The organism is Burkholderia sp. BCC0506 (assembly GCF_902833145.1).
Classification (GTDB): Bacteria; Pseudomonadota; Gammaproteobacteria; order Burkholderiales; family Burkholderiaceae; genus Burkholderia.
Genome location: NZ_CADFEN010000016.1, coordinates 47,666 through 62,277 on the forward strand (window position 1 = coordinate 47,666; position 14,612 = coordinate 62,277).

Sequence of the window (14,612 nt, forward strand, 5' to 3'; positions counted from 1 at the left end):
GCCTCCCGGCGCGCGTCAGATGACGCATCGCGTCACTCGTTCGCGGTGAAATCGATTGCAATCAGGGCCAATTCGACTTCCGGCGCGGCGCGGTTGCGAGTAGTGTCTACGTGCCCGCATTCCGGCCGGCCCCGGGTCCGACCGATACCCGGCGCTCACCCCACGATACTGAACCCTGGAGATCTGCGATGAAACGTTCGAAGTTCCTGCTGTCGGGCCTGCTGCTCGCGTCGGCCCTCGGCTTCACGGCCGTCGCCGCCCATGCGGAAGACCTGCTCGATTCCGTGAAGAAAGCCGGCGTGCTGCGCGTCGGCCTCGAAGGCACGTATCCGCCGTTCAACTCGCGCGGCACGTCCGGCCAGCTCGAGGGTTTCGACGTCGACATCGCGAACGCGGTCGCCGGCAAGCTCGGCGTGAAGACGCAGTTCATCCCGACCGAATGGAGCGGCATCATCGCCGGCCTGCAGGCCGGCAAGTTCGACGTGATCGTCAACCAGGTCACGATCACGCCGCAACGCAAGGAAGCACTCGACTTCAGCGAGCCGTACACGTACTCTGCCGCGCAACTGATCCAGCGCAAGGACGACACGCGCAACTTCAAGTCGCTCGACGATTTCAAGGGCAAGAAGCTGGGCGTGACGCTCGGCACCAACTACGACCAGATGGCGCGCACCGTGCCCGGCATCGAGGTGCAGACGTATCCGGGCGCGCCGGAGAAATTGCGCGACCTCGCCGCGGGCCGGATCGAGGCGACGCTCGACGACCGCCTGATGCTGCCGTACATGATCAAGACGTCGAACCTGCCGCTGCGCGCGGGCGCGGTGCTGAACGGCGGCAAGCAGGAAATGGCGATCCCGTTCCGCAAGGGCAATCCGAAGTTCGAGAAGGCGATCAACGATGCGCTCGATTCGCTGCGCAAGGACGGCACGCTGAAGAGGATCTCGACACACTGGTTCGGCAGCGACGTGACAGTGCCGGTCGCGCAGTAAGCGGTTCGGCGTTTCGGCGCGTCATGCCTTCCGTATCGATGAGGGCGTGACGCGCTTCCTCAAGCCGCTTCGTCGAAGCGCGCGAGCAGCATTTGGCCGATCGGCGTCAGCGCCGGACGTACGGCCATCGCATTCATGCGCACCTGCGTCGCGTCCACCAGCCGCTTTTCGACCAGCACGGCGAAGGCGGGATTCGATTGATCGACGCTGTCCGGCGCACGTGCAATGCGCAGCAGCATCGAGAATTCATGCGGGCTCAGCATGGTCCCTGTCTCCTGATCGTCCGCGATCCGGTCCGGACCGGCGTCGACCGTGTTTTCGAATGAAATGGTGCGATGCATGACCGCTGCGGCGCCAGGAGCGAGATCCCGGTTGTGTCTGCATGCGACGCGGGCACGTCGTCGCCGGCAGGTTGCGCGCGGCCCCGATCCGGCGATGTCGCCAAGATGGGAACGTGCAACGTTAGGGGTGCACCGTGACGCGGGCGTGACAGCGATTGCCTGACCGCATGGAACGCATTTGCGAAGGGCTGACGCCGTCACGTTCCAGCACGACGGGAAGGTCGATTGCCGCTCTTGAAACGCGAGAAGTGCAGCGCAGAAAAGACGAAGGGCCGGGAGACAAAATCTCCCGGCCCTTCGTTGAATATGGTGCCGGCTGCAGGACTCGAACCCGCCACCTGATGATTACAAATCAACTGCTCTACCAGATGAGCTAAGCCGGCGTAGCGCGAGATTCTACCTCATTTCACGATCTTGAGGCGAGGTCTGCTGCCGCCTTTCGAGCCGTCGCCGTCGGTTTTCGGCGGTTCGTCGGCGCCTTCGGACGGCTCCTCGTTCGCGCCGCTGTCGGCGACCGGCGCCAACGGCGATGCAGGCTCGTCACGCTGCGCATCGTCGGCCGGCACGGCGTCATCGTCGAACGCGCCCGAATCCTCGCCTTCGCCCGCGACCGCATCGACCTGGAACGCCATGCCCTGCCCGTTCTCGCGCGCATAGATCGCGAGCACGTTGGCCACCGGAATCTCGATCTTGTGCGCCTTCCCGGAGAACCGGGCCGTGAACTCGATCCACTCGTTGCCCATCTGCAACTGGCTCGTCGCCTCGAAGCTGATGTTGAGCACGATCTCGCCGTCACGCACGAACTGACGCGGCACGCGCGTCGAGTTGTCGACCCTCACCGCGATATGCGGCGTGTAACCGTTATCGGTGCACCACTCGTACAACGCGCGCAGCAGATAAGGCTTCGTTGAAATCTCTTGCATCACAATCCTCGAACCCGGAGCGGGCGCGCGGCACGCCGCGCCGCCCGCTCCGTCATGCCTTCATTGCAACATTAACGACGCATGACCTTTTCGGACGGCGTCAGTGCTTCGATGTAGGCCGGACGGCTGAAGATCCGTTCGGCATACTTCATCAGCGGCGCGGCGTTCTTCGACAGCTCGATGCCGTAGTGATCCAGGCGCCACAGCAGCGGTGCGATCGCGACGTCGAGCATCGAGAACTCTTCGCCGAGCATGTACTTGTTCTTCACGAAGATCGGCGCGAGCTGCGTCAGGCGATCGCGGATCGCGAGGCGCGCCTTCTCGTGATTCTTCTCCGCCGCCTTGCCCTTCTCGTTCTCGAGCGTGCTGACGTGGACGAACAGTTCCTTCTCGAAGTTGAGCAGGAACAGGCGCGCACGTGCGCGCTGCACCGGGTCGGCCGGCATCAGTTGCGGATGCGGGAAGCGCTCGTCGATGTACTCGTTGATGATGTTCGATTCGTACAGGATCAGGTCGCGCTCGACCAGGATCGGCACCTGACCGTACGGGTTCATCACCGAAATGTCTTCCGGCTTGTTGAACAGGTCGACGTCGCGGATTTCGAAGTCCATGCCCTTCTCGAACAGCACCAGCCGGCAACGCTGGGAGAACGGGCAAGTTGTGCCGGAATACAGAACCATCATATTTGCGTTTCCTCAAAAAAGCCGAGGGCCGGCACGCGGCGAAACCCCTTTCACGGGCTCCGCCTTGCGCCGGCCCCACGCCGGTCAGGCGTGTTTACTTGATATCTTTCCAGTACGCGGCATTCAGCCGCCAGGCCAGGAAAGTCAGGACACCGAGAAAGATCAGCACCCACACGCCGAGGCGCTTGCGGGTCTGCTGGGCCGGCTCGGACATCCACGTCATATAGGCCACCAGGTCGGCCACCGCAGCATCGTAGTCGGGCGACGAGAGCGTGCCCGGCGTGACCTGCTGGAAGCCGACGAGCACGTGAGCCTTCTCGCCCGTCTCCTCGTCCGTCTTGTCTTCGAATTTGGCAACGCGCTGCCCCTGCAGTTGCCACAACACATGGGGCATGCCGACGTTCTCGAACACCGCGTTGTTCCAGCCGGTCGGCCGCGTATCGTCGCGGTAGAAGCTCCGCAGATACGTATACAGCCAGTCGCGGCCGCGCGCGCGCTCCTCGACCGACAGGTCGGGCGGCGTGGTGCCGAGCCAGTTCTTCGCGTCGTCGGGCCGCATCGCGACGGACATCGTGTTCCCGACCTTGTCGGTCGTGAACAGGAGATTCTTTTCGATCTCCTTCTGGGATATGCCCAGATCCGTCAGACGGTTGTAGCGCATCAGGTTCGCGCTGTGGCAGTTCAGGCAATAGTTTACAAACAATTGCGCGCCGTGCTGAAGCGAAACGAGATTTTCCGTGTTATCGGGCGCCCGGTCGAGCGGAAAATTACCCTCCGCCCGCACGGCCGGCGCCGCCAGCAGCGCACAGGCCGTCGCCCCGATCAGCGCGAGTGTCGAAAGCAGTTTCTTCATGTCGTTCTCTCCTCGCTCACGTTAATGGGGCTTGAAGCGCACCCGTTCCGGCGGCTGCTTGAACGTGCCAAGCGGCGTCCAGACGGGCATGCCGAGGAAGAACGCGAAGTAGATCAACGCGCAGCACTGCGCGATCAGCGTCGCCGCCGGCGACGGCGGCCGCGTGCCGAGGAACGCGAGGGTCAGAAACGCCGCGACGAAGATCCCGAGGAACACCTTGTGGAACAGCGGCCGGTAGCGGATCGACTTCACCGGGCTGCGGTCGAGCCACGGCAGGAAGAACAGCGTGATCACCGCCGAGCCCATCACGACGACGCCCCAGAACTTCGACTCCGTCAGGTACATGAACACGACGATCGCGGCAGCCAGCACCGGCAGCCCGACCTTCCACTTGCCGCGCGCGCGGATCAGCGCGAGCACGCCGAGCAGCGCGATCACGATCATCAGCACGATCTTGAACGGATCGGTGGTCGCGCGCAGCATCGCGTAGAACGCGGTGAAGTACCAGACCGGCGCGATCTCCGGCGGCGTCTGCAGCGGGTTCGCCGGGACGAAGTTGTTCGCCTCGAGGAAGTAGCCGCCCATCTCCGGCGAGAAGAACACGATCAGCGCGAACACCATCAGGAACACGCACACGCCGAGGAAATCGTGCACCGAGTAGTACGGGTGGAACGGGATGCCGTCGAGCGGAATGCCGTTCTCGTCCTTCTTCGCCTTGATTTCGATGCCGTCCGGATTGTTCGACCCCACTTCGTGCAGTGCGACCAGGTGCGCGACGACGAGGCCGACCAGCACGAGCGGAATCGCGATCACGTGGAACGCGAAGAAGCGGTTCAGCGTGACGTCGGACACGACGTAGTCGCCGCGGATCCACAGCGACAGGTCCGGACCGACGAACGGGATCGCCGAGAACAGGTTCACGATCACCTGCGCGCCCCAGAACGACATCTGGCCCCACGGCAGCAGGTAGCCGAAGAACGCCTCGGCCATCAGGCACAGGAAGATCGCGCAGCCGAAGATCCACACGAGTTCGCGCGGCTTGCGGTACGACCCGTACAGCAGCCCGCGGAACATGTGCAGGTAGACGACCACGAAGAACATCGATGCACCGGTCGAGTGCATGTAGCGGATCAGCCAGCCCCACGGCACCTCGCGCATGATGTACTCGACCGACGCGAACGCGAGCATCGAGTCGGGCTTGTAGTTCATCGTCAGGAAGATGCCCGTGACGATCTGGTTGACGAGCACCAGCAGCGCAAGGGAGCCGAAGAAGTACCAGAAGTTGAAGTTCTTCGGCGCGTAGTACTCGGATACGTGCTTCTTCCAGGTGGACGTGAGCGGGAAGCGCTGGTCGATCCAGCCGGTGAAACCTGTCGTGGAGACTTCCTTGTTGTCGGCGGCCATCACGCTTCTCCTTTCTCGTCCTTGCCGATCACGAGGGTCGTCGCCGACGTGAACATGTAGGGCGGGATGTCGAGATTCTGAGGCGCCGGCTTGTTCTTGAACACACGGCCGGCGAGGTCGTAGGTCGAACCGTGGCACGGGCACAGGAAGCCGCCCGGCCAGTCGTCCGGCAGGTTCGGCTGCGGACCCGGCGTGAAGCGTTGACTAGGCGTGCAGCCGAGGTGCGTACACACGGCCATCACGACGAGAATGTTCTTGCGATCGGCCCGCGACCGATATTCGTTCGCGCAATACGCGGGCAACGGCATCGAATACGGGGATTTCGTGGCCGGATCGGCCACTTCCTTGTCGGCCTTGACCACGTCGGCCAGCATCGAATCGGTGCGATTCAGGATCCAGACGGGTTTGCCGCGCCACGGCACGGTGACCATTTCGCCGGGCTTCAGGCCGCTGATATCGACCTCGACCGGCGCACCGGCCGCTTTCGCTTTCGCGGACGGCGCAAGCGACGCCGCGAAAGGTATGACGGTGGCGACGCCTCCTACGCCACCTGCTACGGATGTCGCAATCAGCCAGGTACGGCGGCCGCTGTCGACGCGTTTCTCTTCCTTGTCTCGCATCACACGCCCCACTTCTGAGTTGGATTTTCCGTCACGACTTTCCATTCCGCCGCTAGTTTGCTCGAATGGAGTCGCCATTTACAAGGCCCGGAGATGAAAATCCCTTCGAAGTGTTTGATAGTTAAGGGTTATCCCCCACTATCGGAGCGATTAAATCATTTCGCTTTTAAGCGAATGCTACATTGCGAAATTTCGATGCACCGCCGCAAATCCGTTGCTCAGACCGGATTATGAATATCGATAAAAAGGTGCTCGAGATCGAATTCTTCCGATAGGTGGCGCCCCAGCGCCTGGATTCCGTAGCGCTCGGTCGCATGGTGCCCCGCCGCAACGAACGCGACGCCGCTCTCCGCCGCCGCGTGCGTGGTCGACTCGGATACCTCGCCGGTCAGGAACACGTCGGCGCCGGCGTCGATCGCCGCGTCGAAATAGCTCTGCGCGGCGCCCGTGCACCACGCGATGCGGCGCAACTGCGTGTCCGGATCGCCGAGCACGAGCGGCGTGCGGCCGAGCGTGTGCTCGACCTTCGCGACGAAGTGCTCGAGCGTGACGGGCATCGGCAGCGTGGCCATCCAGCCGAGATCGCCGTCGCCGAACCGCTGCTCGCCGATCAGCCCGAGTTTCTCGCCGAGCTGCGCGTTGTTGCCGAATTCGGGATGCGCGTCGAGCGGCAGGTGGAACGCGAACAGGTTCAGGTCGTTCGCGAGCAGCAGCTTCAGGCGCTGATATTTGCGGCCGGTGATCTGCGGCGCCTCGTTGCGCCAGAAATAGCCGTGATGGACGAGCACGGCATCCGCCCCCCATTCGAGCGCGGCTTCGAGGAGCGCGACCGACGCCGTCACGCCGGTGGCGATCTTCTCGATCTTGCGGCGCCCTTCGACCTGCAGGCCGTTCGGGCAATAGTCCTTGAAGCGCGCGGTTTCAAGGGTATTGTTCAAGTACAATTCAAGTTCGATCCGATCCATATAAACCTCTAATCCATTCAGATGCTTAGACGCTTCTGGCTGTTCTTCGCGCAGGCGGTGACCGTGCTGCTCGCGCTGATGTTCATCGTCGTGACGCTCAAGCCGCAATGGCTGCAACGGCAAGGACAGCTCGGCAAGCAGCTCGCCACGCCGATCGTCGCGCTGCGGGAGGTCGCGCCGGGCATCGGCGGCGCACCGGCGACCACGTCGTATGCCGAAGCCGCGCAGAAGGCGATGCCGGCCGTCGTCAACGTGTTCTCCAGCAAGGACGGGTCGCTGCCGCCCGACCCGCGCGCGAAGGATCCGCTGTTCCGTTACTTCTTCGGCGACCGCAACGCCCGCAAGCAGCAGGACGAGCCTGCCGCCAACCTCGGCTCGGGCGTTATCGTGAGCCCTGAAGGTTACATTCTAACGAACCAGCACGTCGTGGACGGCGCCGACCAGATCGAGGTCGCGCTCGCCGACGGCCGCACGGCCACCGCGAAGGTGATCGGCAGCGATCCCGAAACCGATCTCGCCGTGCTGAAGATCAACATGACGAACCTGCCGACGATCACGCTCGGCCGCTCCGACCAGTCGCGCGTCGGCGACGTCGTGCTCGCGATCGGCAACCCGTTCGGCGTCGGCCAGACGGTCACGATGGGGATCATCAGCGCGCTCGGCCGCAATCACCTCGGCATCAACACGTTCGAGAACTTCATCCAGACCGACGCGCCGATCAACCCCGGCAACTCCGGCGGCGCGCTGGTCGACGTGAACGGCAACCTGCTCGGCATCAACACCGCGATCTACTCGCGCTCGGGCGGCTCGCTCGGCATCGGTTTCGCGATTCCCGTCTCGACCGCCCGCACGGTGCTCGAAAGCATCATCACGACGGGCTCGGTCACGCGCGGCTGGATCGGCGTCGAGCCGCAGGACGTCACGCCGGAGATCGCCGAGTCGTTCGGGCTTCAGCAGAAATCGGGCGCGATCGTCGCGGGCGTGCTGCAGGGCGGGCCGGCCGACAAGGCGGGCATCAAGCCGGGCGACATCCTCGTGAGCGTCAACGGCGAGGACATCACCGACACGACGAAGCTGCTGAACACCGTCGCGCAGATCAAGCCGGGCACGCCGACCAAGGTGCACGTCGTCCGCAAGGGCAAGCAGCTCGACGTGAACGTCGTGATCGGCAAGCGCCCGCCGCCGCCGAAGCAGACGCTCGACGAGCAGGACAGCGATAGCGAATGAGGATTGGGCAGGCGGCGCGCCGCCTGCCGGTCGCGATGCGTTGTGATGCACCGCGGAAATGGAAAAGGGCAGCCGGCTGGCTGCCCTTTTGCTTTGCCTCAAACGATGAACCGGACCGGACATCCTGCCCGAAAACCGCCCGACACCCCGCCCGCCGTCAACCCGCGGCTTCGCCGTTCCCCGCCTCGCCCTCTTCTATCGGCTTCTTCGGCACGAAGAATCGCGCGGCCAGCAGCCCGATCTCGAACAGCACGACGAGCGGCAGCGCGAGCATCAGCTGCGAGAACACGTCCGGCGGCGTGACGACCGCCGCGACCACGAACGCGCCGACGATCACGTAGGGCCGCATCTCCTTCAGCTTCTTCAGCGACAGCACGCCCATCCGGACGAGCAGCACGACGACGATCGGCACCTCGAACGTCACCCCGAACGCGATGAACATCCCCAGCACGAAGCTCAGGTAGTTGTCGATGTCGGTCGTCATCTCGGCCCCGAGCGGCGCGTTGTAGTGCGCCATCACGCGGAAGATCGTCGGGAACACGAGGAAGTACGCGAACGCCATCCCGCACAGGAACAGGAAGTAGCTGCTGCCGACGAGCGGCGCGACGAGCTTCTTCTCGTGCTGGTACAGCCCTGGCGCGACGAACGCCCAGATCTGGTACAGCACGACCGGCAGCGCGATCACGAGCGCGACGAGCATCGTGACCTTCATCGGCACGAAGAACGAGCCGGTGACGTCGGTGACGATCATCTTGCCGTCTTTCGGCAGGTTGTCCATCAGCGGCCGCGCGAGCAGCTTGAAGATGTCCGGCGCCCAGTAGACGAGCCCGAGGAACACGACGATCACCGCCAGCCCCGCGCGAATGATGCGATCGCGAAGCTCGACGAGATGGGAAATGAAAGTTTCTTCCGGGGCGTCGCCCGGGTTCTGCTGGGGGTCGCTCACACCGGCCCTCGGTAGGATTGACGAGCGAGCATGCGCTCGACTCAGAAGAAGCGCGTCGGCCGGCGCAGGCTGGCCGGCCGATGGCGCGCGACGCGCGCGGCGCCCGACTGCACGTGCGTGCGGCGGGTGGTCGCGCGCTTGTACCAGACAGGCGTGGCCGCCTGCTTGATGCGCCAGTTGCGACGCTTCGGCGCAAGCGCGGGCGTACTGCCGCGCCACGACGGCGCCGCGGGCGTATCGGAACCAAGGGCGCCGGCGTCGCCGGAAGCCCCGTCGAGACCGCCGACCGCGGAATGCCACGTGTCGTTCAGTTCCTTCTCGTGCTCGCGCAGGTTGTCGTGAATCGTCGTCTCGACATTGCGCGCGGCCGTTTCGAAATCGGTCTTCATCGTCCGCAGCGCGTCGAGTTCGATTTCGCGCGAGACCTCGGCCTTCACGTCGTTGATGTACCGCTGCGCGCGGCCGAACAGCGCGCCTGCCGTACGCGCGACGCGCGGCAGGCGCTCGGGGCCGAGCACCACGAGCGCGACGACGCCGATCAGCGCCATCTTCGAAAGACCGAGATCCAGCATCGCGAATGCCTGTCAGCGTGCCGGCGTTACGCCTTGTTCGAATCGGAACGCGTCGTTTCCTTCGCGTTGACGTCGACCGTGCCCGAACGCGGCAGTTGCTGCGCATCCGCCGGCGTTTCGCCTTCCTTCATGCCGTCCTTGAAACCCTTCACGGCGCTGCCGAGATCGTTGCCGATGTTGCGCAGCTTCTTCGTACCGAAAACCAGCGCGACGATCAGCAGCACGATCAGCCAGTGCCAAATGCTCAATCCACCCATGATGAAACCTCTCCTCAACCACGCCGCGTCGCGGCGCAAATCGCCGGCGGCGCGCCGGCTTCGACTATCGATGCGGGGAAACGCCCCGCTGCGTCAACCCATCCGCTGCCACGGGCGCGGGCCGGCCAGGATGTGCGCGTGCAGGTGGTAGACCTCCTGCCCGCCGCCGGGGCCCGTGTTGATCACCGTGCGAAAACCGGTTTCGCCGCCCGTGTACGCGACGCCCAACTGGTCGGCCAGACGCGCGACGAGCAGCATCAGCCGGCCGAGCATCGGCGCATCGGCGTCGTTCGCCGCCGACAGCGTCGGCACGTGCCGGCGCGGAATCACGAGCACGTGCGTCTCGGCCGCCGGGCGGATGTCGCGGAACGCGACGAATTCGTCGTCCTCGTGCACCTTGGTGCTCGGGATCTCGCCTGCCGCGATCTTGCAGAACAGGCAATTCGGATCGTGACTCATGTTGCTCCTGCGAAACGCCCGTGCGCGGCGATCAGAACCACGCCTGCGGATCGAGCGTCTTGTTGTCGTTCAGGTACAGCCAACCCTTGATGATACGGTACAGCGTCCAAATCCATGTGACAAACATCACGACGAATCCGATCGCGACGAACATCAGCGCGAAGCCGATCACGTAAGCGATCAGCGCGCGCCAGAACGTGCGGATCTGCCATTCGAAGTGATCGGCGTACGGCGTGCCGGCCACGTCGCCGCGCTTCACGTAGTTGATGATGATCGCGACGATGCCCGTGACGCCGCCCGTCAGCCAGTGAATCGCATAGAGGCCGTACAGCACGTGGGTCAGCGTGCGCAGCCCGTTCAGGCGTTCGGCATCCGCCGCGCCCGGTACCGCCGGCGTCGGGAACTGGTTCGACGTATCGTTCATGATGCTACCCCCGTCAGATGACAATTCTTACAGCTTACCGCACTGTTGCCACCGCGGCGGGCCTGCGTGTTACCCGCCGTTTTCCTCGCGCTCGCGGCGCTTGCGCAGCGCTTTTTCCTCGATGCCCGACAAGCCTTCGCGACGCTCGAGTTCGGCGATCACGTCGGCCGGGCTCAGGTCGAAATGCGACAGCATCACGAGGCAGTGGAACCACAGGTCGGCCACCTCGCCGACGAGCGCGGTCGGCGCGCCGCCCTGGCGCACGTCCTTCGCGGCCAGCACGACTTCCGTCGCCTCTTCGCCGATCTTCTTCAGCACCGCGTCGTCGCCCTTGTGGAACAGGCGCGACACGTACGATTGATCGGGATCGCCGCCCTTGCGGCTGTCGATCACGGCCGCGAGGCGCAGCAGCGTGTCTTCGGTCGATTGCGTCATTTGTAGATGTGTTCGGGGTCTTTCAGCACCGGCTCGACCGCGACCCAGTCGCCGTTGTCGACGGTGCCTTCGAATTTCTGGAAGAAGCACGAATGCCGGCCGGTGTGGCATGCGATGCCCGACACCTGCTCGACCTTCAGCAGCACGACGTCCTCGTCGCAGTCGAGCCGCACCTCGTGCACGTGCTGCACGTGGCCCGACTCCTCGCCCTTGAACCACAGGCGCTTGCGCGAACGCGAATAGTAGACCGCGCGCTGCGTCTCGATCGTCTTCGCGAGCGCGTCGCGGTTCATCCACGCGAACATCAGCACGTCGTTCGTCGACGCTTCCTGCGCGATCACCGGCACGAGGCCGTTGTCGTCCCAGCGGACCTTGTCGAGCCACGCGGGCAAGGATTTCGTTTCGGTATTCATCACAGCCTCACCGGGATGCCCTGGTCGGACATGAAGCGCTTCGCCTCGCCGACCGTGTGCTCGCCGTAGTGGAAGATGCTCGCGGCCAGCACCGCGTCGGCGCGGCCGTCCTTGATGCCGTCGGCCAGGTGCTGCAGCGAACCGACGCCGCCCGAGGCAATCACCGGCACCGGCACCGCGTCCGACACGCCGCGCGTGAGCGCGAGGTCGAAGCCCGACTTCGTGCCGTCGCGGTCCATGCTCGTGAGCAGGATCTCGCCGGCGCCGAGCTCGGCCATCTTGCGCGCCCATTCGATCGCGTCGAGGCCCGTGTTCTTGCGTCCGCCGTGCGTGAACACTTCCCAGCGCGGCGCTTCGCCGTCGGCCGACACGCGCTTCGCGTCGATCGCGACGACGATGCACTGCGAGCCGTACTTGTCGGCCGCGTCGCGCACGAGCTGCGGGTTCGCGACCGCCGACGAATTCATGCTGACCTTGTCCGCGCCCGCGTTCAGCAGGCGCCGCACGTCCTCGACGGCGCGCACGCCGCCGCCGACGGTCAGCGGAATGAACACCTGCGACGCAACGGCTTCGATGATCGGCAGGATCAGGTCGCGCTGGTCGGAGGTCGCGGTGATGTCGAGGAACGTGAGTTCGTCGGCACCTTGTTCGTCGTAGCGGCGGGCGATTTCGACGGGGTCGCCGGCGTCGCGCAGCTCGACGAAATTGACGCCCTTGACGACACGCCCGGCAGTCACGTCCAGGCAGGGGATGATGCGTTTAGCTAGAGCCATGATGTTGCGCCAAATGCCGCGCTGGGACGGCCGGTTGCGGAAGCCTCGCGCGAGGCTTCCGGTCGGGGCCGCCTGCTGGCAGCCCCGGCGAGCGGGACACCCGCGGTCACGCGTTGTCGAGCTCGCCGTTCAGTTCGTCCGCGCGCTTTTGCGCGGCCGCGAAATCGAGATCGCCGGAGTAGATCGCACGGCCGCAGATCACGCCTTCGACGCCGTGCTCTTCCACTTCGCACAGGCTCTCGATGTCCGTGAGGTTAGACAGGCCGCCGCTCGCGATCACCGGAATGCCGACCGCCTGCGCGAGCTTCACGGTCGCCTCGATGTTGATGCCCTGCAGCATCCCGTCGCGGCCGATGTCCGTGTAGACGATCGATTCGACACCGTAGTCCTCGAACTTCTTCGCGAGATCGATCACCTCGTGGCCGGTCAGCTTGCTCCAGCCATCGGTCGCGACCTTGCCGTCCTTCGCATCCAGCCCGACGATGATGTTGCCCGAGAACGCGGTGCATGCGTCCTGCAGGAAGCCCGGATTCTTCACGGCCGCGGTGCCGATGATCACGTAGGACAGGCCGGCGTCGAGATACTTCTCGATCGTCTCGAGGCTGCGGATGCCGCCGCCGAGCTGCACGGGAATTTCGTCGCCGACTTCGTCGAGGATCGCTTCGATCGCCTCGAGATTCTTCGGCTTGCCGGCGAATGCGCCGTTCAGGTCGACGAGATGGAGCCGCCGGGCGCCGAGATCGACCCACTTGCGGGCCATCGCCGCCGGGTCCTCGGAGAAAATCGTGGCCTGGTCCATATCGCCCTGTTTGAGGCGCACACACTGACCGTCTTTGAGATCGATGGCCGGAATCAGCAACATAGCAATCGGGTGTCGTCGTGGAAAATGAAAAGAATCAGGCGCGTACCGGCCAAACCGGTGCCGCGCCGTCTCGCTAGTTTAGTACAACTCTTTCGGCGCTTAGGCGGGAGCGCCCCGTGCGACAGGCCTTTCGGCCAGGTCGACTGTGGCTCGCGCACCACGTTTACGGTTTCCAGTGTACGAAGTTGCGATACAGACGCAACCCGACCCCCGCGCTTTTCTCCGGGTGGAATTGGGTCGCGAAGAGGTTGTCCCGCGCGACCGCGGACGTAAACGGCGCGCCGTAGGCCGTTTCGCCGACCGTGTGCGCCGGATTGTCCGGCGTGACGTAATAGCTGTGCACGAAGTAGAAATACGCGTCGTCGGGCACGCCGTCCCACAGCGGGTGCGGCTGCGCCTGGCGCACGCGGTTCCAGCCCATCTGCGGCACCTTGAAGCGCGAGCCGTCGTCCTGCAGCCGGCCGTCGAGCGCGAAGCGCACGACCTTGCCGGGCAGCAGGCCCAGGCCCTTCGTGTCGCCTTCCGCGCTCCAGTCGAACAGCATCTGCTCGCCGACGCACACGCCGAGCAACGGCTTCGTGCGCGACGCCTCGATCACGGCCTCCTGCAGGCCCGATTCGCCGAGGCAGCGCATGCAGTCGGGCATCGCGCCCTGGCCGGGCAGCACGACGCGATCGGCCGCGCGAATCGCGGCCGGCGTGTCGACGATCGCCACGTCGGCGGCCGGTTCGGCCTTCTTGAGCGCCTGCGCGACCGAGCGCAGGTTGCCCATCCCATAATCCACAATCGCAATCGAAGTTTTCATCTCAGTGCAGGCAGTAGCGCCCTCAGTCCATTGACGATGAATTCCACCGCCAGCGCCGACAGCATCAGACCCATCAGCCGCGTGGCGATGTTGATGCCGGTGCGGCCGATCCAGTTCGCGATCGGCTCGGCGAGCCGCATCGCGACGAAACACAGAAAAGCCAGGACCGCGCCGATCGCGACCAGTCCGGCCCGCTCATACCAGTGATGCGCGTTCGCCGCATAGATGATCACCGTGCTGATCGAGCCGGGGCCCGTGAGCAGCGGAATCGCCAGCGGCACGACCGCGATGTTGTCCTTCAGCTCGGCTTCGTCGCGCTCCTCGGGCGTCGATCGCGTGTTGCCGATCTGCGCGTTCAGCATGTTGATCGCCATCAGCAGCATGATGATCCCGCCGCCCACTTCGAGCGAGCCGACCGAAATGCCGAAGAAGTTGATGATCTGCTGCCCGAGCAGCGCGGTCACCGTCATCACGCAGAATACCGACACCGACGCGATCCGGATCGTGCGCCGCCGCTCGCCGTCCGTCTGCTGCGCCGTCAGGCTCAGGAAAAACGGCACCGCGCCGACCGGATTGATCAGCGCGAGCAGCGAAATGAACGATTTGAGCAGATCCATCGCACGCCGGCGCGCCGCGCCGAAGCCGTGAGGTTGTCCTTGGC

At 64.7% G+C, this 14,612-nt stretch carries 20 protein-coding genes and 1 tRNA gene; 2 read left to right on the top strand and 19 right to left on the bottom strand.

Annotated features, from left to right (window positions below; all coding sequences use genetic code 11):
• Positions 1-188: 188 nt before the first annotated feature.
• The gene (locus HWX62_RS29445) at positions 189-989 is read left to right on the top strand and encodes a transporter substrate-binding domain-containing protein (protein WP_175932003.1); all 801 of its coding nucleotides are present in this window, start codon (positions 189-191) and stop codon (positions 987-989) included.
• A gap of 59 nt (positions 990-1,048) precedes the next feature.
• Here HWX62_RS29445 and HWX62_RS29450 read toward each other — a convergent pair whose 3' ends face one another.
• The 8 genes from HWX62_RS29450 to HWX62_RS29485 form a co-directional block, all read right to left on the bottom strand.
• Entirely contained in the window at positions 1,049-1,252 is a 204-nt protein-coding gene (locus HWX62_RS29450; protein WP_175932061.1) for a hypothetical protein, read from the bottom strand.
• 385 nt (positions 1,253-1,637) lie between these two features.
• Positions 1,638-1,713, bottom strand: a tRNA-Thr gene (locus HWX62_RS29455).
• A gap of 18 nt (positions 1,714-1,731) precedes the next feature.
• Positions 1,732-2,253, bottom strand: a complete 522-nt coding sequence (locus tag HWX62_RS29460) for a ClpXP protease specificity-enhancing factor (protein WP_175932004.1) — start codon at positions 2,251-2,253, stop codon at positions 1,732-1,734.
• 71 nt (positions 2,254-2,324) lie between these two features.
• Positions 2,325-2,936, bottom strand: a complete 612-nt coding sequence (locus HWX62_RS29465) for a glutathione S-transferase N-terminal domain-containing protein (RefSeq protein WP_006400565.1) — start codon at positions 2,934-2,936, stop codon at positions 2,325-2,327.
• 94 nt (positions 2,937-3,030) lie between these two features.
• On the bottom strand, positions 3,031-3,789 hold the full coding sequence (locus tag HWX62_RS29470; protein ID WP_060009428.1) for a cytochrome c1: 759 nt from the start codon (positions 3,787-3,789) through the stop codon (positions 3,031-3,033).
• A 21-nt stretch (positions 3,790-3,810) separates the two neighbouring features.
• Entirely contained in the window at positions 3,811-5,193 is a 1,383-nt protein-coding gene (locus tag HWX62_RS29475; RefSeq protein ID WP_175932005.1) for a cytochrome bc complex cytochrome b subunit, read from the bottom strand.
• On the bottom strand, positions 5,193-5,813 hold the full coding sequence (gene petA, locus HWX62_RS29480; RefSeq protein ID WP_006491868.1) for a ubiquinol-cytochrome c reductase iron-sulfur subunit: 621 nt from the start codon (positions 5,811-5,813) through the stop codon (positions 5,193-5,195). Before petA ends, HWX62_RS29475 begins: the two co-directional genes overlap by 1 nt.
• Positions 5,814-6,031: 218 nt before the next feature.
• Entirely contained in the window at positions 6,032-6,778 is a 747-nt protein-coding gene (locus HWX62_RS29485) for a Nif3-like dinuclear metal center hexameric protein (protein WP_175932006.1), read from the bottom strand.
• A gap of 21 nt (positions 6,779-6,799) precedes the next feature.
• Here HWX62_RS29485 and HWX62_RS29490 point away from each other — a divergent pair, with 21 nt between their 5' ends.
• Positions 6,800-8,005, top strand: a complete 1,206-nt coding sequence (locus tag HWX62_RS29490; protein ID WP_175932007.1) for a Do family serine endopeptidase — start codon at positions 6,800-6,802, stop codon at positions 8,003-8,005.
• 157 nt (positions 8,006-8,162) lie between these two features.
• Here HWX62_RS29490 and tatC read toward each other — a convergent pair whose 3' ends face one another.
• From tatC to HWX62_RS29545, 11 genes are all read right to left on the bottom strand, one after another.
• Positions 8,163-8,951: a twin-arginine translocase subunit TatC gene (gene tatC, locus HWX62_RS29495; protein WP_175932008.1), complete on the bottom strand. Its 789-nt coding sequence runs from the start codon at positions 8,949-8,951 to the stop codon at positions 8,163-8,165.
• Positions 8,952-8,992: 41 nt separating this feature from the next.
• Positions 8,993-9,523, bottom strand: coding sequence for a Sec-independent protein translocase protein TatB (tatB, locus tag HWX62_RS29500; RefSeq protein WP_175932009.1), 531 nt, complete (start codon positions 9,521-9,523; stop codon positions 8,993-8,995).
• A 26-nt stretch (positions 9,524-9,549) separates the two neighbouring features.
• A complete protein-coding gene (gene tatA, locus HWX62_RS29505) occupies positions 9,550-9,780 on the bottom strand; it encodes a Sec-independent protein translocase subunit TatA (protein WP_034209780.1) in 231 nt (76 codons plus the stop codon).
• 93 nt (positions 9,781-9,873) lie between these two features.
• Positions 9,874-10,239: a histidine triad nucleotide-binding protein gene (locus HWX62_RS29510; protein WP_175932010.1), complete on the bottom strand. Its 366-nt coding sequence runs from the start codon at positions 10,237-10,239 to the stop codon at positions 9,874-9,876.
• 31 nt (positions 10,240-10,270) lie between these two features.
• Positions 10,271-10,663: a hypothetical protein gene (locus HWX62_RS29515; RefSeq protein ID WP_175932011.1), complete on the bottom strand. Its 393-nt coding sequence runs from the start codon at positions 10,661-10,663 to the stop codon at positions 10,271-10,273.
• A gap of 69 nt (positions 10,664-10,732) precedes the next feature.
• The gene (locus HWX62_RS29520) at positions 10,733-11,098 is read right to left on the bottom strand and encodes a phosphoribosyl-ATP diphosphatase (protein WP_006485344.1); all 366 of its coding nucleotides are present in this window, start codon (positions 11,096-11,098) and stop codon (positions 10,733-10,735) included.
• Positions 11,095-11,511 carry a phosphoribosyl-AMP cyclohydrolase gene (hisI, locus tag HWX62_RS29525; protein WP_175932012.1) on the bottom strand — a complete coding sequence of 139 codons (417 nt, stop codon included), beginning with the start codon at positions 11,509-11,511 and terminating at the stop codon, positions 11,095-11,097. The genes HWX62_RS29520 and hisI overlap by 4 nt, the downstream gene beginning before the upstream one ends.
• Positions 11,511-12,284 (bottom strand): imidazole glycerol phosphate synthase subunit HisF, encoded by a 774-nt coding sequence (hisF, locus tag HWX62_RS29530; protein WP_175932013.1) that lies wholly within the window; start codon positions 12,282-12,284, stop codon positions 11,511-11,513. The genes hisI and hisF overlap by 1 nt, the downstream gene beginning before the upstream one ends.
• Before the next feature lie 106 nt (positions 12,285-12,390).
• Complete coding sequence (gene hisA / locus HWX62_RS29535; protein ID WP_175932014.1) at positions 12,391-13,146, bottom strand: 1-(5-phosphoribosyl)-5-[(5-phosphoribosylamino)methylideneamino]imidazole-4-carboxamide isomerase; 756 nt, start codon at positions 13,144-13,146, stop codon at positions 12,391-12,393.
• 163 nt (positions 13,147-13,309) lie between these two features.
• Entirely contained in the window at positions 13,310-13,951 is a 642-nt protein-coding gene (gene hisH, locus HWX62_RS29540) for an imidazole glycerol phosphate synthase subunit HisH (protein ID WP_175932015.1), read from the bottom strand.
• Positions 13,948-14,568, bottom strand: coding sequence for a YchE family NAAT transporter (locus HWX62_RS29545; RefSeq protein WP_175932016.1), 621 nt, complete (start codon positions 14,566-14,568; stop codon positions 13,948-13,950). Before HWX62_RS29545 ends, hisH begins: the two co-directional genes overlap by 4 nt.
• Positions 14,569-14,612: the final 44 nt, after the last annotated feature.

Coding starts and splice junctions, on each gene's coding strand:
- HWX62_RS29470 (WP_060009428.1), bottom strand. CDS start 3,789: ATGAAGAAACTGCTTTCGACACTCGCGCTGATCGGGGCGACGGCCTGT.
- HWX62_RS29450 (WP_175932061.1), bottom strand. CDS start 1,252: ATGCTGAGCCCGCATGAATTCTCGATGCTGCTGCGCATTGCACGTGCG.
- tatA (WP_034209780.1), bottom strand. CDS start 9,780: ATGGGTGGATTGAGCATTTGGCACTGGCTGATCGTGCTGCTGATCGTC.
- HWX62_RS29490 (WP_175932007.1), top strand. CDS start 6,800: ATGCTTAGACGCTTCTGGCTGTTCTTCGCGCAGGCGGTGACCGTGCTG.
- HWX62_RS29460 (WP_175932004.1), bottom strand. CDS start 2,253: ATGCAAGAGATTTCAACGAAGCCTTATCTGCTGCGCGCGTTGTACGAG.
- HWX62_RS29445 (WP_175932003.1), top strand. CDS start 189: ATGAAACGTTCGAAGTTCCTGCTGTCGGGCCTGCTGCTCGCGTCGGCC.
- HWX62_RS29515 (WP_175932011.1), bottom strand. CDS start 10,663: ATGAACGATACGTCGAACCAGTTCCCGACGCCGGCGGTACCGGGCGCG.
- HWX62_RS29465 (WP_006400565.1), bottom strand. CDS start 2,936: ATGATGGTTCTGTATTCCGGCACAACTTGCCCGTTCTCCCAGCGTTGC.
- HWX62_RS29485 (WP_175932006.1), bottom strand. CDS start 6,778: ATGGATCGGATCGAACTTGAATTGTACTTGAACAATACCCTTGAAACC.
- hisH (WP_175932015.1), bottom strand. CDS start 13,951: ATGAAAACTTCGATTGCGATTGTGGATTATGGGATGGGCAACCTGCGC.
- HWX62_RS29545 (WP_175932016.1), bottom strand. CDS start 14,568: ATGGATCTGCTCAAATCGTTCATTTCGCTGCTCGCGCTGATCAATCCG.
- HWX62_RS29510 (WP_175932010.1), bottom strand. CDS start 10,239: ATGAGTCACGATCCGAATTGCCTGTTCTGCAAGATCGCGGCAGGCGAG.
- hisF (WP_175932013.1), bottom strand. CDS start 12,284: ATGGCTCTAGCTAAACGCATCATCCCCTGCCTGGACGTGACTGCCGGG.
- HWX62_RS29520 (WP_006485344.1), bottom strand. CDS start 11,098: ATGACGCAATCGACCGAAGACACGCTGCTGCGCCTCGCGGCCGTGATC.
- hisI (WP_175932012.1), bottom strand. CDS start 11,511: ATGAATACCGAAACGAAATCCTTGCCCGCGTGGCTCGACAAGGTCCGC.
- tatB (WP_175932009.1), bottom strand. CDS start 9,523: ATGCTGGATCTCGGTCTTTCGAAGATGGCGCTGATCGGCGTCGTCGCG.
- petA (WP_006491868.1), bottom strand. CDS start 5,813: ATGCGAGACAAGGAAGAGAAACGCGTCGACAGCGGCCGCCGTACCTGG.
- hisA (WP_175932014.1), bottom strand. CDS start 13,146: ATGTTGCTGATTCCGGCCATCGATCTCAAAGACGGTCAGTGTGTGCGC.
- HWX62_RS29475 (WP_175932005.1), bottom strand. CDS start 5,193: ATGGCCGCCGACAACAAGGAAGTCTCCACGACAGGTTTCACCGGCTGG.